We start from the raw sequence: 23,856 nt of genomic DNA on the forward strand, positions 1-23,856 counted from the left end.
GGTCCGTTATCGACCCGAAGCGGACTTGTCCGATCGCCTCACGAAGTTTGCTTCGCCGCACTGAGAGTAGCAAGCATTTCCAAGATATCTCTCCGCTGCATTTCATCGTACTGCGCATCTTCACTTCGCAAGTCCCTGTCCATTAGGAAGTGATATAGCTGGTGCCATACTTGTGTTTGCTCTGGCGATAGTTGAGGGAGGTCAAAAATTGTTGGTGCAACATCGTCTAATTGCAGCTGCCCAGCAAGGCCTCTATGCACTAAGGCTTCAAATTCGTCCATGTTCATGCCGGTCGTCTGTGGTGAAGCAGTTTGTAGTTGAACGTCCGCTTCTGGCCGAACCCGGCCGTCTAGCTCAGCATGGCAGGGTGCAAGGGCCTGAAGCGCGGACTGTCAGCTCGATCAAACCAGGCCGGTGTTTATCTATAGCTCAGCGCAAGGAACCTCGGCCCATGAAGGCGATTAAGTCGAGGGATCCCACAACAACGCGAGCGCAAGCGCGGCCAAGGTGACCGGCTCGCGCAATGCATTTCCGGACGCTGGACGCCAAAGGCGCGGCGTCAGGCCATTGAGTTCAATGGCGCCGACCGCTTTCCCGTCATGCCTGAATACATACCCGATTGGTGCCTCGAGCGGCAGCGATGAGCCCCGCACCTCGTGGACCGATTGCACCTCGAGCGTGGTCCCTCCCATCGAGAATTGGCCGCTACGCTCGGCTTTCATCGTCAGGCTGACCACGGGGGCGTTCATCTTCAGCTGCGCGCTTCGCGACCCACGCCACTCACAGTCGAACGAGAACGGTTTTACGTCGGCTGCGATGGCCTTCCACGTCACCTCGACCAGCTTGCCGCTGCAGGCCGCTTCGGTGCGACTGCCATCCGCTAGCACAAGCGAGTAGCGCGTCGAGACACTGTTCCAGTTCGCCACAGAGAACAGGTCGATACGATCGCGCCCGCGGCTGAACGTGCCCATCTCCGGAGACAGCGAGAAGCTGCCGTTCCGCCCCCCTCCAAGGCCCTGCACGGTTTCAGCGCGTTGTGCGGCAATAGATGCGGGGAGGCTCATTTCTGCGGCGGGGAGGCTGGCGCAACCAGACAATCCGACTGCAGAAGCGGTAAATAAAGCGAGTAATAAGATGCGCAGCATGAGGATCGGTCGGCAGGAATTTACGTAATGAAAGATTATAACGACGCTGTTTGGCCCAATTGTCGTCTTTCTGTCATGATAGTTGCGCAACACGCCTCCCTACAAACGTCCGCTTCTGGCCGTTCGGCCGGTCATTGTACGGCAGCAGCCGACCCAAAGCGGTCGCTCGGACCTAATCAAAGCGCCTTCATTTAGCTAACGAAGTTCATAAACGACAATTTTTCCAGAACTTGGTGCTAGTAGAGCGAGCAAGGGGTTCAAACTAGCGATTGAGACTGCAGCTCCCGCTATCGCGAAGTGCTTATTGTCCGGTGCCCAAGCAACGTGCGATGGTTTTGCACTGATTTCGTGAAGGATCTTTGGTGGCGATACACGCATGTCAACGACCCGCACGATCTCGCTTCTCTTTCCATGCCCCGTCTCTATCCGAAATTTTCCATTCGGCGAGGCGAACAGTCTGGGACTAGCGACTGAATCTTCCGTTGAGATGGTGCTTACGTGCTTACCGTCCGAGACCTGGAACGTCTGAATACTCGCATGACCCGCGTATGTCATTGTCTTACCGTTGTGCCCCCATGCAATGTCTTCGCTCGAGAAAATATTCACATCTCGGGTTCGAATTGTTTGCCTTATCAGCTTTGTCTCAAGGTCCATAATGACGACTAGACCGCCGGCTGGCGGCAGAGTTAGACCAAATACTGAAGTTTTCGTTTCGATTGGTAAGTCCCCTGCGCTACCTACTTGACCACCAAAAGCAACGCTCTTGCCATCAGGAGAATAAGCCACGCTTTTTACGTGAAATGGGGTGGTTTCCACACTCCACTGGGGCTGCCAGGTAGCCGTCTCATAGTTTATGATTGTCGGGAAACCCTTACCTCCAAGGTGCAGAACGGTCATAGGACTTCCAGTAGGCGAAAAAGCGATTCCTCGGCAAAGGCGACCGTCCTTGTTCGGCCACTCCCTACCTTGAGTGCCTGGAAGCTGAATTACAACCTGCCATGTTGTCGTATCCCAAACTGTGATTCCGATGCCGCATCTGGCCCAGAATCTCCCATCGGGGCTGGCCCTGCTTGGGGTGCGAACCGTGGAAACCGCATACGCGTTCTGTAACGTCGCGACCCGTTCCCTCTTTCGCCAGTCCCATACATGTGCGTCGCGCGAATAAGCACCGGCCATAGCTACCAGCTGTACGCCGTCGGCGGTGAACTCGACTCCGCCTACTTCATGTTCTTCTTTCAATGACACTGCCTCGTGTACCTGTAGTGTGTCCTGAGCTATGCAGCTACACGTGATCAAGACCAAGGCAGTCGCGAGTCCTAGTTTAGTAAATGCCATGGCAGTAGCAGCCGTCCGTTCACCCAAATTGATGACAAGTTATCACTCTCACTGATCTAAAGGTACGCTGATTGTCACGGCAGTCTCGAGTAGACAAGTTGACGATACACGCAATTTCGCGGCACGTTGTCCTTGCGGAAGAATAGGTCCGCTTCTGGCCTATAGCGCACTGCCAGTACGGCTCACCGTAGTGGGCTCTCGCCGTCAGAGCAACTAGAATATCTTATAAGCACTTCTATTCCCCGCTGCTCATCCATTCGCGAGTCTCACGGTCGAACACCGCCCGAATGGCCCCCGTCAGCGGATGGGCTGCGGTGTAGTACTGGCCATAAGCCAGGTTGAAGCCATAATCGAAGCCGGGCGGGTTCGTGCCCTGGTTGTGCTGCAGCACCGTTTCCAGCTTGTCCAGGGCCTTGGCCAATTTCTCCTCTGGAGAGCGCGCTTCCTCATACTCTTCCCAGAGCGACAGGATTTGTTCACGCATCGGGCCGTCCAGTGGCGCCGTCAGTTGCAGCATGTCAGCGCGCTCCCGGGCCTGTTTCGCATCCCGGTCTACCTGGCGACCGCGGGAATGTCGCCGTGAATCGCCTCACCGAGGTCGTGCACGATGCACAGCTCGAGCAGCTTGAGCATGTCCACGCCGGCCAGGCCATCTTCGAAGGCCATGGCCAGCAGGCACAGGCGCCAGCTATGCTCCGCCGTGCTTTCGCGGCGTCCGCTCGAGGTGTGGCTGCTGCGCAGCGTGTCCCTGAGCGCCTCGGCTGCTTTCAGGAAAGCCAGCCTGCCCAGCAAAACCTGCTCGTCCATGCCTTAGCGCATGCATTCCGGGAAGACCAGCCTGCCGTCGCGGGGCTGGCATTGCTTGACGCCGGCCGGCATCCTGTCGAAGGTCTTCGATTCGCCTGGCTTCAAGGTGAAGGCGGCAAATACCTCATGGGTGCAGACCAGCGAAGGATGACCATTCTTGACGCCCGCTTCCTTGCAATCCGAGGTGTACAGGAGGAAGGCGCAGGCGCCGGCCGGGCTGGCGCCGCAGCTGTAGGTAGTCGTGTTTCGCCCGCCCGCCTGCGATTTGGCAGCCTGGGCACTCGCGTCGAAGGTGGCGAAACCCAGGGCAAGCGCGAGGACGGAAGGTAAGGTCAGGTTCATTTTTATTGAAGGATCGACAAAAGGACAAGATACCACGGCCCCTCACCCGCAAAATCCACGAATCCTTGCACAGACGGCGCGGGCCGGGCAGCTTCCGCTTTTTGCCCCGACCGTTTAGACTGCAGGGCCGGCACGCCCACGCCAGGGCTGCCGCCCCCATGCACAGAGAGAACATGAGCGAGACCCCATCCCTGATCATCGGCCTGATGTCCGGCACCAGCCTCGACGGCGTCGACGGCGTGCTGGCCGACTTTGCCGGCGGCGGCATCCGCACCGTCGCGGCTGCCTTCACGCCCTTCCCTCCCGCGCTGCGGACCGAGCTGATGGCGCTGCAGGCCGCCAGCGACAACGAACTCGAGCGCGAGGCACTGGCCGCCAACGGCCTGGCCCGCTGCTACGCCGATTGCGTGCACCAGCTGCTGCCGGAGGCCGGCGGACCGGTGGCGGCGGTGGCCGTCCATGGCCAGACCATCCGCCATCGCCCGGAACTGGGCTTCACGCGCCAGACCAACAACCCCGCCCTGCTGGCTGAACTGGCCGGGGTGGACGTCATCGCCGACTTCCGCAGCCGCGACATCGCCGCCGGCGGCCAGGGTGCGCCGCTGGTGCCCGCCTTCCACGAGGCCGCCTTCGGCGAGCCGGGGCTGGCGCGCGTGGTGGTCAACATCGGCGGCATCGGCAACATCAGCGTGCTGCACGGCGACGGCCGCGTCACCGGCTTCGACACTGGCCCGGGCAATGTGCTGATGGATTTGTGGATCGCCCGCCACCTGGGCAAGCCCTACGACGAGGACGGCGCCTGGGCTGCAGGCGGCCAGGTGCACGGGCCGCTGCTGGACGCGCTGCTCGACGAGCCCTATTTCCGCCAGCCGGCGCCCAAGAGCACCGGCCGCGACCTGTTCCACGATGCCTGGCTGGACGCCAGGCTGGCCGCCTTCGCCGGACTCGCGCCCCAGGACGTGATGGCGACGCTCACGCGCCTGACGGCCGTGACGATCGCCGACGCGATCCGCGCCGAACATGCGGCGGTAGATGCGGTGTACGTGTGCGGCGGCGGCGCCTACAACGCCAGCCTGCTGCGCGAGATCGGCGCGGCGCTGGGCGGCGTCCGGGTGGAATCGACGGCGGCGCTCGGCATCGCGCCGAACCGGGTCGAGGCGCTGGCCTTCGCCTGGCTGGGCTACCGCTTTCTGCAGCGTGCACCCGGCAACCTGGCGGCCGTCACCGGGGCCCGCGGGCCGCGCATCCTCGGCGCCCTGTATCCCGCGTAGGGTGCACCGGGGCGCGTAGCCGGCGTCGCCGTGCGCGCGTTCAACCAGCGCGAATATTGACGATATGCCGGCTCTCACCATACAGTTGAGCGCGCGGCGCGAATATTGACGATATGCTGGCTCTCACCATGCAGTTGAACGCGCGGTCGGCAAAGCGTAGTCCAGTCCACTGGACTGGACTACGCCTACCGACGGCCACACCGACGGCGCCGTATCGGCGGCCACAAAAAGGAACGGCCCGGATGAACCGGGCCGTCGACTGCCCGGACTACCGGGCTGCCTGGGGGAAAGTCAGGCGGAGAACGACGAACCGCAACCGCAGGTCGATTGCGCGTTCGGGTTCTTGATCACGAACTGGGCGCCTTCGAGGTCGTCCTTGTAGTCGATCTCGGCGCCGACCAGGTACTGGTAGCTCATCGAGTCGATCAGCAGCTGGACGCCGTTCTTTTCCATCGTGGTGTCGTCTTCGTTGACGATTTCGTCAAAGGTGAAGCCGTACTGGAAGCCGGAGCAACCGCCGCCCTGCACGAAGACGCGCAGCTTGAGGTCGGGATTGCCCTCTTCCTCGATCAGCTGTGCAACTTTCTGTGCGGCGCTGTCGGTGAAGTTGATCGGGACGGGGATCGTGTCGTGCTCTTGCACTTCGGCGACTGCGGTCATGAAACACTCCTGGTGAAATACGTGAATTACGCTGTTCGCCCATTATAGACCCTTGGCGCAACTCATGTTGGCTACCCGGCCGTCAGGGACGGCTCGGCGTCGGCCAGATGAAACACTGGCTCACCGGCGGGTTCGTGGGTCAGTTTCCCGGTCACGAGGGCCCCGCCGTGCATCTCGAGCAAGCGGTAATGTACATCACCATGTATGCGGCCTTTCGGCTGTAATTCAAGGAGTTCCGACGAATGCACCGAGCCGGCGATGTAGCCGTTGACCACCAGGCTGGCGCAGCGCACCTCGCCCTCGATGCGGGCATGCTCCGACACGATCAGCATGCTGTCGGCGCCTTCCGCCGCGACCACGTTGCCGTGCACTTCGCCGTCGATGCGCAGCCCTCCGGTAAAGCACAGGTCGCCCTCGATCCGGGCCGAGATGCCGACCAGGCTGTCAATTTCGCTTTTTACTTGTCGACCGAACATGTTTTACCCCCTCCAGTAGGACGCTGGCGTTTCATCGCCTAGCGCTGAAATCAACCTGTGCATCGGTCAATTTACCGCGCTCAACAAGAGTGGCCTTGATCTAGATCGGTTTGGCAAGAATGCGTATTCACAGGCCGGCCGCGTCCGCGTCCGCCTTCACCAGCGCCGGCAGGAGCGCGCCTGGCACCGCTTCCGCCTGGAGCAAGGCCCCGGGCGAGCGACCTGCGGGGGGATCGAGGATAAAGCGGGGCAAGGTGAGCATCAGTCCCGTGTGCGGCAGCCTCAGGTCGCGTGTGCCGCCCGATTGCGAGCGCCGTGCCGCCGCGCCCGTACCGACCAGCGTGCCGAAGCCGAAATCCTGCATGACATTCGCGAACAGGATGGCGGAGGAATACGTCCCCGGGCCGATGCGCACGAATACCTTGCCGCTGAAACGCAAGGGATGGTCCGGCTGTGGCTGGCGCCAGGTGGAGATCTCGCCATCGGCGACCTGGTCCGGCTTGTTGCGCATGAACGCACGGTAGCTCGAGCCCGTGCGATAGGGCTCGGTGGCGAGGTAAGGCATGAGGCCATCCAGCCACATCCCATCGTCACCGCCGCCGTTACGGGTGATATCGATGACCAGGGTGTCCACGCCCTCCTGCCGGATGCGGGCAAAAGCATCGCGCGTATAAGCGATGAAGGGGGCGAAGTCCGGCTGGCTGAAGGTATCGATGCCGAGCACGGCTACCCTGGCCGGGCCGATCGTCAGCCGGAACGGGGTGCGCGCTTCCTCGCGCATGAGCGCGGGCAAGGCGCGGCTGCCCGGTAGCTCGAGCGTCTGCCGGCGGCCGTCCCGCTCCAGCACCAGGCGGTAGCGTTCGGGCGCGCGGAAGTTCTTCCAGTAGTACAGCCACCAGCGGCGCGCCAGCAAATCGGCACGAAACACCGGCGTATCGCCGTGCATCTTCGCCAGCAGCGCCGGCACCAGGGTGGCGGCATCCACGTCATTGACGGAAACGATGCGCGCCCCCGCCAAGGCCGTCCCACCGGCGACGGACAGCCGGCCGTCGGGACCGACATCGACGTCGAGGGGAAACAGGCTGTTGCCGGCGGCGAGCCAGGCCCGCGTGTCGGCACGCCAGTCAGGGTAGCCGACAAAGAAATGGGCGTCGGCAAACACTGGGTTGAGTCCGGCGAGGCGCTGCCAGGCTTCATCGCGGTCCAGCGCGGGAGGAAGGTCCTGGCCGGCCCGCTCGAACGCGGCCTGCATGGCCTGCGGATCGGCCGAGAAAGCGGGATCGGGATGCATGCGCGCGATCTTCTCGCGGACGAAGGCAAGATCCTCGCGGAACTGGGCGGCAGTAAGGCGCTGCGGCGCCTCGGCCGCGCCGACAAGCGGCGCCAGCAAGGCCAGGGACAGGAAGCAGGGAAACAAGCAGCGGGCCAGGATCGTCATGTACGCTTTCGGTTGTTTATTATCTGTTGAAATAATATACTGTTTTTTCAACACAAACGGATATCGAGGAAAAATGATGCCGTATGAATATTGGCAAGTAGATCAACCGGCATTGATTGAATTGCTGGCTTCGCCGATTCGCCAGGAAATCGTCGACACGCTGGGGGCCTTGGGCGGGCCGGTCAGCGCGGCCGAGCTTGCCCTTCAGCTCGGCCGGCACGTGGACGGCCTGTACTACCACCTGGGCCTGCTCGGCAAAGCCGGATTGATCGTGGAGTCGGTGGATGGCGAAGACGAGGCTCGCCGCTACGCGCTGCCGGGTAGCGGGACGCTGGCGCTGCGGCTCGCTTATCCCACCGGCAGCGAGCCGGGCAAGCGTGCCTTGAGCAAGTTCACACATGCCATGCTGAAAGTGGCGCAAGAAGATTTCGACGCTGCGCTCGGGATGTCGGGCATCGTCACTTCAGGACCTGGGCGCCAGCTATGGGCGGCGCGCAACAAGGCCTGGCTGAGCGAGGACGAACTGGCGGAAGCGAATGCCTTGCTGGAGCGCCTGTGCGCCCTGATGAGCCAGCCTCGCACGCCGCAGCGCACCCAGCTGCTCAGCTGCGCCTTCGTGCTGGCGCCCCACCTGGCGCGCCCCAAGCGCCGGGGCAGCGATGCCGGCGCCGGCCAGGCGCCGGCAGAAGAATAAAAGCCGCGGAGAAAAAAACGGCCGCGTCGAGCGCGGCCGTCCCTGTGTCTGCGGGAACGCTCAGGGCAGCAGCGCGACCTGCTTCAGCCCAGTGGTTTCGTCGAGGCCGAACATCAGGTTCATGCACTGCACGGCCTGGCCGGCCGCGCCCTTCATGAGGTTGTCCTGCACCACCAGGATCACGACGGTATTGCCGCCGTCCGGACGGTGCAGCGCCAGGCGCAGCATGTTCGAGCCGCGGGTCGAGCGGGTTTCCGGGTGCGCGCCGAAGGGCATCACATCCACGAACTCGCTGTCCTTGTATGCGTCCTCGAACAGGGCCTGCAGCGCTGCGTCGTCGATGTCTTTCGTCAGGCGCGCGTACAGGGTCGCGTGCATGCCGCGGATCATCGGCACCAGGTGCGGGGTGAAGATCAGGCCGACCTTCTGGTCGGTGAAACGGGCCAGCTGGGCCGAGGTTTCCGGGGTGTGGCGGTGGCCATGCACGCCGTAGGCCTTGAAATTGTCGCTCGCTTCCGAGAACAGCGTGCCGATCTCGGCCTTGCGGCCGGCGCCGGAGACGCCCGACTTGCAGTCGGCGATCAGGTTGCCCGCGTCGATGATGCCGGCCTTGAGCAGCGGCACGAAGCCGAGCTGCATGGTGGTCGGGTAGCAGCCCGGGTTGGCGATCAGGCGCGCGCCCTTGATATCGTCGCGGTTCAGTTCCGGCAGGCCGTACACGGCTTCCTCGATCAGTTCCGGGGCGGTGTGCGGGATCTTGTACCACTTTTCAAAAGTGGCCTGGTCCTTCAGGCGGAAGTCGGCCGCCAGGTCGATCACCTTGACGCCGGCCGCCAGCAGCGCCGGAGCCTGGGCCATGGCAACGCCGTGCGGGGTGGCGAAGAACACCACGTTGCACTGGCTCAGGTCGGCCTTGTCCGGGCTCGAGAAAGCCAGGTCGACGACGCCGCGCAGCGAGGGGAACATGTCGGCCACGGGCAGGCCATCTTCCTTGCGCGAGGTGATCGCGGTCAGCTGCACGTCGGGGTGCACGGCCAACAGCCGCAGCAATTCCACGCCCGTGTATCCGGTTCCGCCAACGATGCCAACTTTGATCATGTTCTGTTCCTTCGTGATGTAAGAATGAGCTTTTCAGGACGAGGCTGCATTTTAACAGCGGTGAAAAATGCGTGCGCCGCCTGTCGATACGCGCAGCGCCTGGGATACCGTGCAAAGGATATTTGCCTCAGCCGGCCTGGCTGCTAATATTCCATGCAAGGCCTCCTTGGCGATCAGGGCGCGTGCGCCTTCAGGTCCCTGGCCGCATCGGCACGCTGCGGGTCGAGGGCGAGCACGCTGCGGTTATTTGGCGAGCCTGGTCTTGAGGCGGCGCAGGCGCCACTCGATGAAGATGCCGGCGAAGCCGCAGGCAAGGACAAGGGCGCCGATATATTGCAACAGGCGATTGCCGGTGCTCTGCATGCTCTTGATGCTGGCCAGCTCGAAGCGGCGCTTGCCGTTGCCGGCAGCTTCGTAATAGACGGTGCCGCGGCTTTCCGGCCACTCTGCGGTGAGCGGACGCTCGCGCTTGAGCGTGAACTCGGCCAACTGCCTGGAAGCCTCCTCATTCGTGATGAGTTTGGCGCTCTGCTGCAGGCCAAGAATCTTCGGATAGTTGCTGAAAATGTTTTCCGCCTCGCCCGGCGAGAGTACGCCTGGTGATCGGTACACATACAGATTGTTGGGGAAAAAGATGCCGTCGTTCGCCGCCAGCATGATGGCAAAGCCGAGCAACCATGCACCTGCCGAACCGAACAGCCAGCGTTTGGTCTGGTGCACCTGTTCGGTCACGGCCTGATTCTTGAACTGGGTAACGGCAGGGACATGCCGCAAGGTCGTGTCGATCACCTCCCTGTCCATCTCCTGCAGAAAGGTGGCCGCGTCCACTCCCAGGGCCGCAACGATGGTGTCGAACATCTCGGCCGAGGGTATCGACTTGTCGTTTTCCAGTTTCGACAAATAGGACTGCTCGATGCCGGCCAGCGCCGCGAACTGGGGCTGGGTCAATCCCCTGTCGGTCCTGAGTTCTTTGAGTCTTTCGCCAAAATTCATGTCGCCTCCTCCTGAAAGTAGATGGAAAAGCCGTATTCTTGGGGATTCATGCAGGACTTGAAAGATGAATATCGGCGAATAAACGTGAATCCGGCTGCGCGCCATGCGCGGCGCATGAAAGCAGCCGCGACCGGCCGTGAAAAACAAAAAAACCGCCCACCTTGCGGAGAACGGCTTTTGCTGCGGCGCCCATTGGCGCCGATGACAGTGAAAAGAATGAACGCGTCGAAAACCTTGGGCTACAGGGCGGGCCTGCGCCGCCGACGGCGCAGCATGGCCCCCATCAGCAGCATGCCGGCGGCGGCCATTGCGGCCGACGAAGGTTCGGGCACGGCGACCACGGAAAATGCGAAGCCGCCCAAACTCGAGTGATAGTAGAACGTGGCCTCCTCGCCCAGAGGATTGATCGCGGAGATGCTGAAGCTTTCCTGCGGCGCCCAGGGATCAAGCACGAATACACCACCCGTGCTGCCGTCCGCGACCGGTATCAGCCTGCTCTGGAAACCTGCGTAGTTCATTTCATGCGGGACTTCACTCTTTACATCGATTTTCCCCGTCAGGGTCAGCACCGAACGTGCCGGCAGCGTCAGCACCACGTTGCTGCTGTACGAAAAGTCACTCGTTGCCCAATCCGCCGATGGTCCCGTGAAACCGGCCACGGCGTACATGTCTCCCATGATCTGGTCGACCGTCAGCCGGGAATAGCCTGCGCCCTCGGCGACCTCGACGTGGCTTGTCGAGTCGAGCGCCGCGTCCTGGTGGTCATCGATGGCCATGGTCAGCTCGCTATACGTGCGCGCGTTCAGGCCATGGCGCTGCTGCCCGATCGCCGACGCAAGCGGCAACAGCTCGCCCGACAGGCTGCGAAGCTCGCTTCGGGTGTCGAAGACGGTGATCTCGATGCGGGGCTGCGGCGCTGTCTGCGCCGCGGCGGGAGGGGAGAGAATCAAGACAAAGGCCGCGTACGCACCGGCAGATAGCGCTTTCATGGCAACCGCCCGTCGAGGAGTGGGATGCGTGATTGTGAACCGCCTGAGCCGCATCCGGCGCACTGCTTACACTGCCGAGTTGCTAATCCGGCACATCCGGATCGCCCAAAAAACAAAAAGCCGCCCACTTTGCGGAGGGCGGCTTTCGCACCCAGCGCCCTTAAGCGCTGGTGGCAGCAGAAACGAATTAACGCTTCGAGAACTGCTTTGCGCGGCGTGCTTTACGCAGGCCGACTTTCTTACGCTCGACTTCACGGGCGTCACGGGTGACGAAACCGGCACGCGCCAGGTCGCCCTTGAGGCCTGCGTCATAGTCGATCAGGGCGCGGGTGATGCCGTGGCGGACGGCGCCTGCCTGGCCCGACTCACCACCACCGTGCACGTTGACCTTGATGTCGAAACGCTCAACGTTGCCGGTCAGTTCCAGCGGCTGACGGATCACCATCAGGCCGGTTTCGCGCGAGAAGTATTCGTTCGCAGGCTTGCCGTTCACGACGATCAGGCCGGTGCCGGCTTTGATGAACACGCGAGCGACTGCACTCTTGCGACGGCCAGTGCCGTAGTTGTAGTTACCGATCATGTCAGTTCCTTAGAGGGTCAGTGCTTGTGGTTGCTGTGCTGCGTGCGGGTGCGAACCTTCCGCGTACACTTTCAGCTTCTTGATCATTGCATAGCCCAGCGGGCCCTTCGGCAGCATGCCTTTGACAGCCTTTTCCAGGGCGCGGCCCGGGAAGCGCTGTTGCATCTTCAGGAAGTTGGTTTCGTAGATACCGCCCGGGTAGCCCGAGTGACGGTAGTAGGTCTTCTGGGTGGCCTTGGTGCCGGTCACGCGCAGCTTGCCTGCGTTGATGACGACGATAAAGTCACCGGTATCGACGTGCGGAGTGAATTCCGGCTTGTGTTTGCCGCGCAGTCGGAGTGCCACTTCGCTGGCAACACGTCCGAGGACCAAGTCCGTCGCGTCAATCACAAACCAGTCGCGCTGGACTTCATGGCCCTTAGCGGAAAAAGTTTTCATGTTGACTTCCTAATAAGTTAAATGCTCACTGTGGTGGTTCCGCCCTTGCTGCAGCGGACTCTGCCTTATTATCTTCCCCGAGCAAAGGGAAAGCCCACGATGATAGCCGAACAGCAGCCACCTCGTCAATCCGCCTGAACCTTGCTGTAGCATTTTCCACGCTCCCGGCTTGAGCGCGTTTTTCAAATGGAACAAATCCCTCCCTGTCCGCATAATTTCATGCGATGGTGCAACTATCGATTGACCATCAAAACGATGCCAATCTAGTATGCACGCATCCTTTGAGGAGATTGTGTGAAGACAAGATCGTTACTCCCCGCCGCCCTCCTTCTGGCGGCATCGACCGCCGGCGCCGCGGCGCCAGCCCCGGCCGCGGCCGAGGGCAAGCGCCCTGCTGCTGCCCGCAACTGCCACCTCCCCGGCGTCGTGGCCTCGCTGCGCTGCGTCACCCTCGACGTCCCGCTGGACCATGCCAGGCCGGACGGCGCCAAGCTGAAGCTGCACGTCACGGTGGCCCCGGCGCACCGCGACGGCAAGCGCAGCGACCCGCTGTTCGTGCTGGCCGGCGGCCCCGGCGAGGCCGGCAGCGACGTGGTGGGCATGCTGCCCACCGCTTTCAGCCGCGTGCGCGCCACCCGCGACATTGTGTTCATCGACCAGCGCGGCACCGGCCGCTCGGGCAAGCTCGATTGCCAGAGCAGGCCGGAACACGAGCGCATGAGCGAAGACCAGCTGGAAGCGGAGCTGCGCGCCTGCATCGCCGCCAGCAAGGCCCCGTTCGGCGCCTATACCACCGAGGCCGCAGCCCGCGACACCGAACTGGTGCGCCGCGCGCTCGGCTACGGCGCCGTCAACGTGTTCGGCGGCTCCTACGGCACCCGCCTGGGCCAGGCCTATGCGCGCCTGTATCCATCCAGCGTGCGCAGCCTCGTGCTCGACGGCGTGGCCGCGCCCGACCAGGTGATTCCGGCCGGCGCCCGCGATGGCCAGGCCGCGCTCGACAAGCTGTTCGCGCAATGCGCCGCCGAGGCCTCGTGCAACAAGGCCTTCCCGAATTTGCGCGCCGAATTCGACGGCCTGGTGAACAAGCTCGAAGCGGCGCCCATCAAGCTGTCGATGGCCGATCCGCGCACCGCGCAGCCGGCCGAGTTCACCATGACCGCGTCGCGCTTCCTCGGCACCGTGCACAACATCCTGTATTCGCCGGCCGACGCGCGCCGCCTGCCCTTCCTGGTGCATAGCGCCGCGCAGGGACGCTGGCAGCCCTTCATCGCGCGCCAGAACATCGCGAGCGACTTCGGCATGCAGGGCCATATCGCGCTGCTGCTGCACTTCGCCGTGGTCTGCGCTGAGGACATCCCGCGCCTGACGCCCGAGCTGCTGGCTTCCGACACCGGCAAGCTGACCAAGACGCTGGCCGACAAGATTCCTGCCATCTGCAAGTCCATGAACGTGCCGGCCGTGCCGTACAAGGCGCCGACAACCATCGAGGCGCCCGCCCTGCTGCTGTCCGGCGCGCTCGACCCGGTCACGCCGCCGCACCGCGCCGTCACGGCGGCGAAATTCATGCCGCGCGCCCAGCACGTGGTGGTGGAGAACGCCGGCCACGGTGTGTCGCAGATCGGCTGCTCGGCGCGCCTGCTGCGCAGCTTCCTCGACAAGCCGCAGGACAAGCTCGACGCCGCCTGCCTGAAAGAGATTCCGCCCCCGACCTTCCAGCTCGGCAGCGCCGGCCCGCAACCATAAGGCATAGAACATGATTGAAGTCCACGATGTACGCAAGAAGTTCGGCGCCGTCCAGGCGCTGGGCGGCGTCAGCTTCACCGCGCGCGACGGCCAGATCACCGCGCTGCTCGGCCCCAACGGCGCCGGCAAGACCACCCTGCTGCGCACCCTGGTCGGCCTGCTCAAGCGCGACCACGGCACGATCGCGATCGACGGCGTCGATCCGGAAAAGGATCCGATGGAAGTGCGCCGCAATATCGGCTTCCTCACCGACCAGTTCGGGCTGTACGAGCGCCTGAGCACCCGCGAATACCTCGTGTATTTCGGGGAGCTGAACGGCATGCCGCGCGCCGCGCTCGACAAGCGCATCGACGAGGTCTCCGAGCTGCTCGGCATGGAAGACATCCTGGCGCGCCGCGCCAAGGGCTTCTCGCAGGGGCAGCGCATCAAGGTGGCGCTGGCGCGCACGCTGCTGCACCGTCCGCGCCACCTGCTGCTCGACGAACCGAGCCGCGGCCTGGACGTGATGAGCACGCGCGCCCTGCGCACCGCGCTGAACGCCCTGCGCGCCGACGGCTGCTGCGTGATCATGGCCACCCACGTGATGCAGGAAGTGACTGCCCTGTGCGAGGACGTGATCGTGATCGCCGGCGGCCACACCGTGGCCCAGGGCTCGCCCGAAGAATTGTGCCAGCGCACCGGCATCGCCAACCTAGAAGACGCGTTCGTGAGCCTGGTCGGCACCGAGGAAGGAATCGCATGAAAACCAAGCTGTGGGTCGTTTACTGGAAAGAGCTGCGCGAAACCCTGCGCGACAAGCGCACGCTCACCATGCTCGCCATGTTCACGCTGCTGTACCCTGCCCTGATCGGCTTCATGCTGCACCAGGGGATCAACAAGAGCACCAAGACCGAGCGCGAAGGCATCGAGCTGGCGGTGATCGGCGCCGACAAGGCCCCGACCCTGATGGCGCAGCTGGGCCAGAGGAACATCACCGTCAAGCCCACCCAGCCGATGGACGAGGAAGCGATCGGCGAACTGCTGCGCGCCAAGAAGGTGGCGGCCGTGCTGCGCCTGCCGGAAGACTTCACCGAGAACTACTACGCGATGCGTCCGGCGCGCGTCGAGATCTGGTACGACACGGCCTCGGACCGCGACCGCCAGCGCAACGACGTGGAAGATGTGCTGAAGGCCTACAACGCCAACATCGCCAGCGCGCGCCTGCTGGCGCATGGCGTGTCGCCGGCCGCGCTGTCGCCGATCCAGGTGCAGCGCTACGACACCGGCACCAATGCCGCGCGCTCGGCCGTCATGGTCGGCAGCATCATGGGCATCCTGTTCTTCCCCGCCTTCATGCTGAGCCTGTCGGCAGCGGTGGACAGCACGGCCGGCGAGCGTGAACGCCGCTCGCTCGAGGTATTGATGGCGCAGCCGGCCAAGACCTGGGAACTCATCGGCGGCAAGTGGCTGGCCGCCAGCACCCTCGGCATCGTCGGCGTGACCCTCGAACTGATGCTGGCGCACGTGATCCTGAGCTGGCTGCCGCTGGAGGAACTCAGCATGTCGTGGAGCCTGGGCTGGGGCGGCCTGCTGCTGGTCTGCCTGGTGACCGTGCCGCTGTCGCTGCTGGGCGGCGCGCTGCATATCGCGGTGGCGATGAATTCCAAGACCTTCAAGGAGGCGCAGACCATGACCACCTTCGTGGTGCTGCTGCCGATGGTGCCGGGCTTCGCGGTGTCGTTAATGGACCTGAAGACGGCCGACTGGATGTACGCCCTGCCGATGTTGTCGAACCAGACCCTGGTCAAGGAAATGTCCAAGGCCGGCGACATCGGCGCGATGCCCTTCCTGCTGACCTTCCTGTGCGCGGCCATTCCGGCCCTCCTGATCATCGCCTTCGCCAGCTGGCGCATGAAGAGCGAACGCTACGTGCTGGCTGTCTGAGGCCTGCCGGGTCATCGTAGTGAGAAAGGGCGCCGGCAAGGGCGCCCTTTGTGTTTTACAATGCAGCGGCAACAGACCTCAGCGGAGAACATACATGGAAGTGAAAGTCAGCTGGAACGGCCCCTCGGGCATGAGTTTCCGCGCCGAGACCGGCAGCGGCCACATGGTGGCGATGGACGGCGCGCCCGAGGGCGGCGGCCACAACCTGGCGCCGCGTCCGATGGAGATGGTGCTGGTCGGCACCGGCGGCTGCACCGCCTACGACGTCGTGCTGATCCTCAAGCGCGGCCGCGAGGACGTGCGCGGTTGCGACGTGACGCTGCAGGCCGAGCGCGCCGACAGCGATCCGAAGGTGTTCACCAAAATTAACTTCCACTTCACGGTCACGGGCCGCAACCTGAAGCCCGCGGCGGTGGAACGCGCCGTCACCCTGTCGCACGACAAGTACTGCTCGGCGTCGATCATGCTGGCCAAGACGGCCGAGATCACGCATACGGTGGAGATCGTCGAGGTTTGACTGGTCTTGACGGCAGTTGTAGGGTGGTCGGCTTCGCCGACCGCGCGTTCAACAAGCGCATGCGCAGTCGCGCCGCGTGAATGCAAAAGTAGTTTGAACGCGCGGTCGGCAGAGCCGACCACCCTACAAGATCAGATGCGATATGCCGTGGTGGTCATCACCTTCGACATCGCCGTCATCAGCATCTTCACCGGCAGCGGCGTATCCGCCGCGCCCAGCGCCTGCGCCGATGCGCCGTGGGCGATTTCATCGACCCGCATCTGCTCCACGATGGCGCGCGACTTCGCGTCCTGCGGCGGCAGGTCCTGCAAGTGTTGGCTCAGGTGCGCCTCGACCTGGCGCTCGGTCTCGACCACGAAGCCCAGGCTGTGCGGGTCGCCCAGCTTGGCCGCGATGCTGCCCAGGACATACGAACCGGCATACCACAGCGGATTGAGCAGGCTGGGCTGCGAGCCCAGCTCGGACAGGCGCTCGGCCGTCCAGGCCAGGTGGTCTTCTTCCTCGCGCGCCGACGTCGCGAACTGCGCGCGGATCGCCGGGCTCTTGCCGAAGCGCGCCTGCGAATCGTAGAGCGCCTGGGCGCACACTTCGCCGACATGGTTCACCCGCATCAGGCCGGCGCTATGGCGGCGCTCGTCGTCGCTCAGTTCGCAGTCGGTGGCATGCACGCCCGGGTTCGGGCGCGAGGATGCCGCGACGCCGCCGACCACGCGCAAGGCCTTGTCGAAGCCGGCGATCAGGCCGTCGAGGGAGGAGTTGGAACGGTATGCACTCATGATGTTCTCGATGCGATGGACGAAAACGCCATTATAGGTCCTGCCCCGGCGATGGAGCGCCCGGCCCGGTCGCCTCGGCCTGCAGCTTGCTGCGGGCGATCCAGTCGGCCAGCGGACCGCTTGGCTCCAGGCCCGAGATGTTCTTGGCCACCCCGAGGTTCAGTTCGAGCAGGAAGGGAATCGATGCCGGCGGCACTTCCGGGCAGTGGCGCCGGAAGGCATCCATGAAACGGGCCGATTCGACGGTCGGCATCACCTTGGCGCCGCTCATGTACTGCAGCACGCTGGTGATGGTATGTCCCTTGCCCAGCGTGTGGTAGATGAAGCGGTTGAACTCGCGGTCGACCTTCTTGAAATCGATGGCTTCCTCCGTCATCAGCGCCGCCAGGTAGAACAGTCCCAGCCCGACCCGGAACCAGTCGGTCGATTCGCCGCGGTCGCGTCCTTCGCGCATCAATGCCAGCAGCTTGTCCTGGATGAGCTTGTTCATGCCGCCATTATCCACGTTTCCATGCGGGATCGACCAATGTTTATCTACAGAAATATATGATGCATACCGTCACCGGCTTGTCCTCGTATTATGCAGTCTGGACCGCGGAACTGTCCGCGCGTCGCAGACTTGCCACAGACCCCCGGACAATTTAATACAATGCAAGTGTTGAAGAGCTTGATATGCACGTTCGGGGGCAGCGCATGGAATTAAAAATCCGCAATTTGTCGAAGACTTACGCCAATGGCGTGGTCGCGCTCGACCGTGTCACGCTGAACATCCCGGCCGGGATGTTCGGGCTGCTCGGTCCGAACGGCGCCGGCAAATCGACCCTGATGCGGATCCTCGCCACCCTGCAGGAGTGCGATTCCGGCTCCGTGTTCCTGGACGATATCGACGTCCTCGACGAAAAGGATGAAGTGCGCCGCATGCTCGGCTACCTGCCGCAGGATTTCGGCGTCTACCCGAAAGTGACCGCTTACGAACTGCTCGACCATTTCGCCCAGCTCAAGGGCCTGTCGCACAAGCACCGCCGGCGCGAGGTGGTCGACGGCCTGCTCCAGCAAACCAATTTATGGGAAGTGCGCAACCAGCGCCTCGGCACCTTCTCGGGCGGCATGCGCCAGCGTTTCGGCATCGCCCAGGCCCTGCTGGGCGATCCGCGCCTGATCATCGTCGACGAGCCCACCGCCGGCCTCGATCCGCAGGAACGGGTGCGCTTCCATAACCTGCTGTCCGACATCGGCGAAGACAAGACCGTGATCCTGTCCACCCACATCGTGTCGGACGTGGCCGACCTGTGCGCCAACATGGCCATCATCCACAAGGGCCATGTGCTGCTGTGCGGCGACCCGCAGGAACTGACCTACGAGATCGAAGACTACATCTGGGCGCGCTTCGTCACCAAGCAGGAACTGCCGGTGTTCCAGAAGCGCCACCAGGTCATCTCGACCCGCCTGCTCACCGGCCGCACCCTGATCCACGTGTATTCCGAGACCGACCCCGGCGACGGCTTCGAGCCGGCCCGCGCCAGCCTGGAAGACGTGTACTTCGCCACCATCGCCGGACGCGCCTTCGTGTCCCCCCGCGCCGCGGCGGGTAACTGCTGACCAAGGCCTGCCTGCCAATGAGCCCCTTATTCGCGATCGCCCGCTTCGAGGCGCGGCAGCGGCTCAAGCTGCTGTCGACCTGGATCTATTTCGGCATCTTCCTGGCGCTGGCGATGCTGTGGATGGCGGCCGCGGGCGGCGCCTTCCGCGACGCCGTCGTCACCTTCGGCGGCCGGGTCCTGATCAATGCGCCGCGCCAGATCGCGCTGACCGCCTCCTTCCTCGGCTGCTTCGGCGTGGTCGTGGTGGCGGCCGTGATGGGCCGCTCGGTGCAGCAGGATTTCGAATACGAGATGCAGCACTTCTTCTTCAGCGCGCCGATCCGCAAGCTTCACTACGTGGCGGGCCGCTTCCTGGGCGCCTTCGCCACGCTGGCGATCATCCTGTCGAGCATCATCCTGGGTTCCTGGCTCGGCAGCTTCATCCCGGGCATCGACCCGGCCCGCCTGGGACCGGACGGCTGGTCCAGCTATCTCCTGCCCTACCTGTTCACGCTGCTGCCCAATACCTTCATCTTCGGCTCCCTGTTCTTCGTGCTGGCCGCGCTCTCGCGCCGCATGCTGCCGGTCTACGTGGCCAGCATCGTCATGATGATCGGCTACATCGTCGCTCCTTCGCTGGCGCGCGACCTCGACTACAAGACCCTGGCCGCCCTGATCGACCCGTTCGGCACCACGGCCCTGATCCGCCTCACCGAATACTGGCCGATCGCCGAGCGCAACACCCGCCTCGTCACGCTCGAAGGCGTGTACGTGGTGAACCGCCTGATCTGGATGGGCTTCGGGCTGGTGGTCCTGCTGCTCGGCTACTGGCGCTTCCATACGGTCGGCAACCTCGATCCGCGCCACCGCAAGGGCCAGCAACCGGTGGACGACGTGCCGGCGCCGCTGTCCCAGGCTGCCGCCGACACCCGCGAAGCGCCCGATTTCGAGCGCCGCAGCCTGGCTTTCCTGCTTGGGAAGTCGGTCTGGTACAACATGCGCGAGGCGAGCAAGAACGTGTACTTCCTGGCGCTCGCCGTCGCGGGCGTCCTGATCCTCGTGGCCAGCTCGCTCGACCTGGGCTCGATCTACGGCACCACTACCTATCCGGTCACCTACATGGTGCTGGAACTGATCCGCGACGTGTTCTCGCTGTACATGCTGGTGGTGACCACCCTGTTCGCCGGCGAGATGGTGTGGCGCGAACGCGAGGCGCGCATGGCGCAGATGCTCGATGCCATGCCCGCGCCGACCTGGCTGCCGCTGGCGGGCAAGACGCTGGCCCTGGTCGGCCTACAGGCCCTGCTGCTGGCGATGGCGATGGTGGTCGGCATGCTGATCCAGCTGTTCAAGGGCTGGTTCAGCCTCGAGCCGGGCCTGTACCTGCGCTTCCTGTTCACCGTGCTGCTGCCGCAATATGCGCTGCTGGCCGCGCTGGCCGTGGCGATGCAGGTGATCGTCAACAACCGCTACCTGGCCTATTTCATCCTGATCGCCCTGTACCTGGTCTTCACCACCGCGGAAGGCATGGGCTACGACCACCCGATGCTGGTCTACGCCAGCACCCCGTCCTTCCGTTATTCGGCGATGAACGGTTTCGGCCATTTCCTGGTGCGCGAGCACCTGTTCCAGCTGTACTGGGGCGGCCTGGCCCTGATGCTGCTGGTGGCGGCGCGCGTGCTGTGGGCGCGCGGCGTCGACAGCGGCTGGCGCGAGCGCCTGCGCCTGGCGCGCCGCAACCTGTCACGAACGGTGCTGGCGGGATTCGCCGCCGGCCTGCTGGTCTTTGCCGGCCTGGGCGCCCTGCTGGCCTACGAACTGCATGCCGGCGGCTACCAGACCAGCGCGCAGCAGGAGCGTGCGCGCGCCGAATACGAGCTGCGCTACCGCCGCTTCGCCAGGCTGCCGCAGCCGCGCATCGCCGCCGTCCGGCTGCAGGTCGATATCCGGCCCGGAGAGCGCAGCCTGCTCGTGAAGGGTTCCTATGTGCTGGAGAACCGCAGCGGGGTGCCGGTGTCCGACCTGGTGCTGTACCAGCAGCGCGGCGCCCGCTTCCAACCCAGCTTCCCGCAACCCGCGCGCACCCTGCTGTCCGATCCGGAGCGCGGCTTCTACCACTACCGCCTGGCCCAGCCCTTGCAGCCGGGCGCGCGCATGACGCTCGCCTTCCGCCTCGACTACGCACCGGGCGGCCTGCTCGGCCTGGGCAGCGACACCCCGGTGGTCGGCAACGGCAGCTTCTTCACGAACGAGGTCATGCCGCGCATCGGCTACCAGCCCTCGGTGGAGCTGACCGACGACATCGACCGTAAGCGCCGCGGCCTGGGACCGAAGGAAGCAATGGCCGCACGCGACGACCTGGCCGCGCGCGCCAACAACGGCCTGGGCGTGGATGCGGACTGGATCGATTTCGACGCCGTGGTCTCCACCTCTCCGGACCAGATCGCGATCGCGCCGGGCACCCTGCAAAGGGAATGGGTCGACAAGGGCAACCGGTATTTCCACTACCGGATGGACAGGCCGATCCTGAATTTCTATTCGTTCCAGTCGGCGCGCTACGAAGTGCGGCACGACCGCTGGCAGGACGTGACGCTCGACGTCTATTACCACCCGGGCCACGAGGTCAACGTCGAACGCATGATCCGCGGCATGCAGGCGGGCCTCGGCTATGCCTCGAGCAACTATGGCCCCTACCCCTTCCGCGAGCTGCGCATCGTCGAGTTCCCGCGCTACGCCACCTACGCGCAGGCCTTCCCGGGCACCATCCCGATTTCGGAAAGCATGGGCTTCATCGCCCGCATCGACGACGATTCGCCGAAGGACATCGACTACCCGTTCTACATCAGCGCCCACGAGACGGCGCACCAGTGGTGGGGGCACCAGGTAGTGGGCGCCAACACGCGCGGCGCCACCGCGCTGTCGGAGAGCCTGTCCGAATACACGGCGCTGATGGTCATGAAGCGTGCGGTGGGCGGCCAGAAAATGCGCCGCTTCCTGCGCTACAACCTCGACGCCTACCTGATGGGCCGCGCCACCGAGCGCCGCAAGGAGCTGCCGCTGGCGCAGAACGAAAACCAGGACTACGTCCATTACCGCAAGGGTAGCCTGGCCCTGTACCTGCTGGCAGACCTGCTGGGCGAGGACACCGTGAACGGCGTGCTGCGCTCCCTGCTGAAGGAATATGCATTCAAGGGCGCGCCCTACCCGACCGCGCTGGCGCTGGTCGACGCCCTGCGCGCCGTCACGCCGCCGGACAAGGCCTACCTGATCGACGACCTGTTCGAGCACATCGTCCTGTACGAGAACCGCGCCGAGAGCGCCACCGCGCGCCGGCGCCCGGACGGGAAGTTCGACGTGACGATCCGCGCACATGCGGGCAAGGTGCGCGCCGGCGAACTGGGCGACGAAAAGCCGGCGCCGCTGCGCGACTTCATCGAGTTCGGCGTGGACGACCGCAACGGCAACCCGCTGGTGCGCGAGCGGCGCCTGGTCGACGGGGCCAGCCAGACCGTCACGCTGGTGGTCAACGCACGCCCCGCGCGCGCCGGCATCGACCCCGATAACAAGCTGATTGACAGGAAACCAACGGACAACATGCTTCCTGTCGACAACGTTGAAAAGTAAAGTTATTATTTCAAATATATTACTGGAGGGGACACATGTCGAACCTGGTTGCAGACATTGCTGAAAAGATCCAGATGCTGAACGTCGATGAAAAGCACGCGCTGCTGCGCATGCTGCTCGAGGACATCGACGGCCAGGACGAGGATGCCGACGAAGCCTGGCGCAAGGAAGTGGTGCGCCGCGTGAAGGCGATCCGCAATGGCGAAGCGGCCATCTGCGCGATGAAGGAATGGCAAGAATAAGCGCAGGGACAAGCGCTCGGGCAGTCCGCTCGATGGACACAAAAACCGCGGCATGCCGCGGTTTTTTCATTGGGGCGCGGCTACGGCTGCGTCCAGTAATCCAGAACCAGTGAACGTTCCAGGCAGCTGCCGAGGGTGGAAACGAAGCGCTCGTGGGCCGGATGCACCAGGTAGGCGTCGCGCTCCGCGTCGCCGGCGAATGTCAGCGTGAAGCAATGGGTGAACCCGTTGTCGAGGCCTTCCGGGCTCACGTTGGTCCCCCATTCGTAGGCGGCGATGGCGGGGATCTCGCCCGGCAGGCGGCCGAAATCCGCAATGACGGATTCGATGGCTTCCCGGCTCGCATTCTCCCGGAACGCGAACAGGACGACATGGCGCAGCATGGCATTGGCAGGCATAAGACTCCTTTCTGATGCTTATCTCGCCCATTGGAGCGAGGGGATGTATTCGCTACTGTCGGAAATCGAGTTGTGTCCGGCGCCCCGGATGGTGCGCAGGCTGGCCACGCCCGGCGCAAAGCGCGACAGCAGCAGCGCGGTGCTGGCCCCGGGAATGATCTCGTCGTGCTCGGCCGCCAGCAGCAGCGTGGGCGCCGTCACGCGCGGCGCATGCCGCGCCGAGTCGTAGCGGTCGCGCAGCAGCCAGCGTACCGGAAAATAGGGAAACTGCCGCGCCGCCAGGCCGGCCAGGCTGTCATAGGGCGTGACCAGCACCAGCCGCTTGAGCGGCCGCTGGCTGGCCAGCTGCACCGCCACGCCGGTGCCGAGGCTGCGCCCGAGCACCACGACGTCGCGGTGCCGGCGTGCGACCTGGTCGAACAGGACCAGCGCATCGGCCACCAGCGCCTGTTCGGACGGCGTGCCGGTGCTGCCCGCATAGCCGCGGTAGTGCAGCAGGTACAGGGCGCGGTCCGGGAAAGCCTGGTCCAGCAGCGGCAGGCTGGCGCTGACATCCTCGGCGTTCCCGCCCAGGTAGATCAGGGCGCGCTCGCCCGCCAGCGGCCGCTCCGACACCTTGACGTTGGCGCCGGGCACGGCCAGGGTCGAGGTGTGCGGCGCCGGGTAGGCGGCGGCCGGCGGCGGATAATAGATCAGCGAGCGCTGCAGGAAGAACAGCGCCAGGCAGGCAGCCGCGTAGCCGCCCATGGCCAGCAACAGGAGGACGCCCAAGGACTTGTGCATG

25 protein-coding genes and 1 pseudogene are annotated in these 23,856 nt (G+C 64.1%); 9 read left to right on the forward strand and 17 right to left on the reverse strand.

Annotation, left to right across the window (positions count from 1 at the left end; genetic code table 11):
- Positions 1–38: 38 nt before the first annotated feature.
- The 5 genes and pseudogenes from AC56KL_RS11650 to AC56KL_RS11670 form a co-directional block, all read right to left on the reverse strand.
- Complete coding sequence (locus AC56KL_RS11650) at positions 39–287, reverse strand: hypothetical protein (RefSeq protein WP_497180319.1); 249 nt, start codon at positions 285–287, stop codon at positions 39–41.
- A 174-nt stretch (positions 288–461) separates the two neighbouring features.
- Entirely contained in the window at positions 462–1,145 is a 684-nt protein-coding gene (locus tag AC56KL_RS11655) for a hypothetical protein (RefSeq protein WP_497180320.1), read from the reverse strand.
- A 195-nt stretch (positions 1,146–1,340) separates the two neighbouring features.
- Complete coding sequence (locus tag AC56KL_RS11660; protein ID WP_497180321.1) at positions 1,341–2,042, reverse strand: WD40 repeat domain-containing protein; 702 nt, start codon at positions 2,040–2,042, stop codon at positions 1,341–1,343.
- Positions 2,043–2,715: 673 nt separating this feature from the next.
- Positions 2,716–3,287 (reverse strand): annotated as a pseudogene (locus AC56KL_RS11665) (HD domain-containing protein).
- Between the two features lie 3 nt (positions 3,288–3,290).
- Positions 3,291–3,629 carry a hypothetical protein gene (locus tag AC56KL_RS11670; RefSeq protein ID WP_497180322.1) on the reverse strand — a complete coding sequence of 113 codons (339 nt, stop codon included), beginning with the start codon at positions 3,627–3,629 and terminating at the stop codon, positions 3,291–3,293.
- 173 nt (positions 3,630–3,802) lie between these two features.
- Here AC56KL_RS11670 and AC56KL_RS11675 point away from each other — a divergent pair, with 173 nt between their 5' ends.
- Positions 3,803–4,900, forward strand: a complete 1,098-nt coding sequence (locus tag AC56KL_RS11675; RefSeq protein WP_497180323.1) for an anhydro-N-acetylmuramic acid kinase — start codon at positions 3,803–3,805, stop codon at positions 4,898–4,900.
- 291 nt (positions 4,901–5,191) lie between these two features.
- Here AC56KL_RS11675 and erpA read toward each other — a convergent pair whose 3' ends face one another.
- The 3 genes from erpA to AC56KL_RS11690 form a co-directional block, all read right to left on the reverse strand.
- Complete coding sequence (gene erpA / locus AC56KL_RS11680) at positions 5,192–5,560, reverse strand: iron-sulfur cluster insertion protein ErpA (RefSeq protein ID WP_497180324.1); 369 nt, start codon at positions 5,558–5,560, stop codon at positions 5,192–5,194.
- Positions 5,561–5,631: 71 nt separating this feature from the next.
- A complete protein-coding gene (locus AC56KL_RS11685; protein WP_497180325.1) occupies positions 5,632–6,036 on the reverse strand; it encodes a bactofilin family protein in 405 nt (134 codons plus the stop codon).
- A 127-nt stretch (positions 6,037–6,163) separates the two neighbouring features.
- Entirely contained in the window at positions 6,164–7,474 is a 1,311-nt protein-coding gene (locus AC56KL_RS11690) for a S41 family peptidase (protein ID WP_497180326.1), read from the reverse strand.
- A 112-nt stretch (positions 7,475–7,586) separates the two neighbouring features.
- Between AC56KL_RS11690 and AC56KL_RS11695 the strand changes: the two genes are divergently transcribed.
- A complete protein-coding gene (locus AC56KL_RS11695) occupies positions 7,587–8,168 on the forward strand; it encodes a helix-turn-helix domain-containing protein (RefSeq protein WP_497180327.1) in 582 nt (193 codons plus the stop codon).
- Between the two features lie 60 nt (positions 8,169–8,228).
- On the opposite strand, the gene argC is transcribed toward AC56KL_RS11695, so the two are convergent.
- The 5 genes from argC to rplM all read right to left on the reverse strand — a co-directional run bounded on the left by argC (position 8,229) and on the right by rplM (position 12,266).
- Positions 8,229–9,266 (reverse strand): N-acetyl-gamma-glutamyl-phosphate reductase, encoded by a 1,038-nt coding sequence (gene argC, locus AC56KL_RS11700; protein WP_497180328.1) that lies wholly within the window; start codon positions 9,264–9,266, stop codon positions 8,229–8,231.
- A gap of 243 nt (positions 9,267–9,509) precedes the next feature.
- Positions 9,510–10,259: a helix-turn-helix domain-containing protein gene (locus AC56KL_RS11705; protein WP_497180329.1), complete on the reverse strand. Its 750-nt coding sequence runs from the start codon at positions 10,257–10,259 to the stop codon at positions 9,510–9,512.
- Between the two features lie 239 nt (positions 10,260–10,498).
- Positions 10,499–11,248, reverse strand: a complete 750-nt coding sequence (locus AC56KL_RS11710; RefSeq protein WP_497180330.1) for a PEP-CTERM sorting domain-containing protein — start codon at positions 11,246–11,248, stop codon at positions 10,499–10,501.
- 187 nt (positions 11,249–11,435) lie between these two features.
- Positions 11,436–11,828 (reverse strand): 30S ribosomal protein S9, encoded by a 393-nt coding sequence (gene rpsI / locus AC56KL_RS11715; RefSeq protein WP_027865814.1) that lies wholly within the window; start codon positions 11,826–11,828, stop codon positions 11,436–11,438.
- 9 nt (positions 11,829–11,837) lie between these two features.
- Positions 11,838–12,266 (reverse strand): 50S ribosomal protein L13, encoded by a 429-nt coding sequence (gene rplM, locus AC56KL_RS11720; protein ID WP_227799873.1) that lies wholly within the window; start codon positions 12,264–12,266, stop codon positions 11,838–11,840.
- A gap of 294 nt (positions 12,267–12,560) precedes the next feature.
- On the opposite strand from rplM, the gene AC56KL_RS11725 reads away from it, so the two are divergent.
- The 4 genes from AC56KL_RS11725 (at position 12,561) to AC56KL_RS11740 (ending at position 16,452) form a co-directional block, all read left to right on the forward strand.
- Positions 12,561–14,012 (forward strand): alpha/beta fold hydrolase, encoded by a 1,452-nt coding sequence (locus tag AC56KL_RS11725; protein WP_497180331.1) that lies wholly within the window; start codon positions 12,561–12,563, stop codon positions 14,010–14,012.
- Between the two features lie 10 nt (positions 14,013–14,022).
- Entirely contained in the window at positions 14,023–14,754 is a 732-nt protein-coding gene (locus AC56KL_RS11730) for an ABC transporter ATP-binding protein (protein WP_497180332.1), read from the forward strand.
- Entirely contained in the window at positions 14,751–15,935 is a 1,185-nt protein-coding gene (locus AC56KL_RS11735; RefSeq protein ID WP_497180333.1) for an ABC transporter permease, read from the forward strand. Before AC56KL_RS11730 ends, AC56KL_RS11735 begins: the two co-directional genes overlap by 4 nt.
- Positions 15,936–16,029: 94 nt before the next feature.
- Positions 16,030–16,452 carry an OsmC family protein gene (locus tag AC56KL_RS11740; protein WP_497180334.1) on the forward strand — a complete coding sequence of 141 codons (423 nt, stop codon included), beginning with the start codon at positions 16,030–16,032 and terminating at the stop codon, positions 16,450–16,452.
- A 131-nt stretch (positions 16,453–16,583) separates the two neighbouring features.
- Here AC56KL_RS11740 and coq7 read toward each other — a convergent pair whose 3' ends face one another.
- Positions 16,584–17,228 (reverse strand): 2-polyprenyl-3-methyl-6-methoxy-1,4-benzoquinone monooxygenase, encoded by a 645-nt coding sequence (coq7, locus tag AC56KL_RS11745; RefSeq protein ID WP_497180335.1) that lies wholly within the window; start codon positions 17,226–17,228, stop codon positions 16,584–16,586.
- A 31-nt stretch (positions 17,229–17,259) separates the two neighbouring features.
- The gene (locus AC56KL_RS11750) at positions 17,260–17,718 is read right to left on the reverse strand and encodes a hypothetical protein (protein ID WP_497180336.1); all 459 of its coding nucleotides are present in this window, start codon (positions 17,716–17,718) and stop codon (positions 17,260–17,262) included.
- A gap of 203 nt (positions 17,719–17,921) precedes the next feature.
- On the opposite strand from AC56KL_RS11750, the gene AC56KL_RS11755 reads away from it, so the two are divergent.
- The 3 genes from AC56KL_RS11755 to AC56KL_RS11765 are packed head-to-tail and all read left to right on the forward strand — an operon-like array spanning position 17,922 to position 22,674.
- Entirely contained in the window at positions 17,922–18,827 is a 906-nt protein-coding gene (locus AC56KL_RS11755) for an ABC transporter ATP-binding protein (RefSeq protein WP_497180337.1), read from the forward strand.
- A gap of 17 nt (positions 18,828–18,844) precedes the next feature.
- Positions 18,845–22,432, forward strand: coding sequence for an ABC transporter permease/M1 family aminopeptidase (locus AC56KL_RS11760; RefSeq protein WP_497180338.1), 3,588 nt, complete (start codon positions 18,845–18,847; stop codon positions 22,430–22,432).
- Between the two features lie 35 nt (positions 22,433–22,467).
- A complete protein-coding gene (locus tag AC56KL_RS11765; RefSeq protein ID WP_497180339.1) occupies positions 22,468–22,674 on the forward strand; it encodes an addiction module protein in 207 nt (68 codons plus the stop codon).
- A gap of 80 nt (positions 22,675–22,754) precedes the next feature.
- Here the strand turns inward: AC56KL_RS11765 and AC56KL_RS11770 are convergent, their stop codons facing one another.
- Together AC56KL_RS11770 and AC56KL_RS11775 are read right to left on the reverse strand one after the other, a co-directional pair.
- On the reverse strand, positions 22,755–23,072 hold the full coding sequence (locus AC56KL_RS11770) for a Dabb family protein (RefSeq protein WP_497180340.1): 318 nt from the start codon (positions 23,070–23,072) through the stop codon (positions 22,755–22,757).
- Between the two features lie 18 nt (positions 23,073–23,090).
- A complete protein-coding gene (locus AC56KL_RS11775; RefSeq protein ID WP_497180341.1) occupies positions 23,091–23,855 on the reverse strand; it encodes an alpha/beta hydrolase in 765 nt (254 codons plus the stop codon).
- Between the last annotated feature and the right edge of the window lies 1 nt (position 23,856).

Source organism: Telluria sp. ZB4P34 (assembly GCF_059686055.1).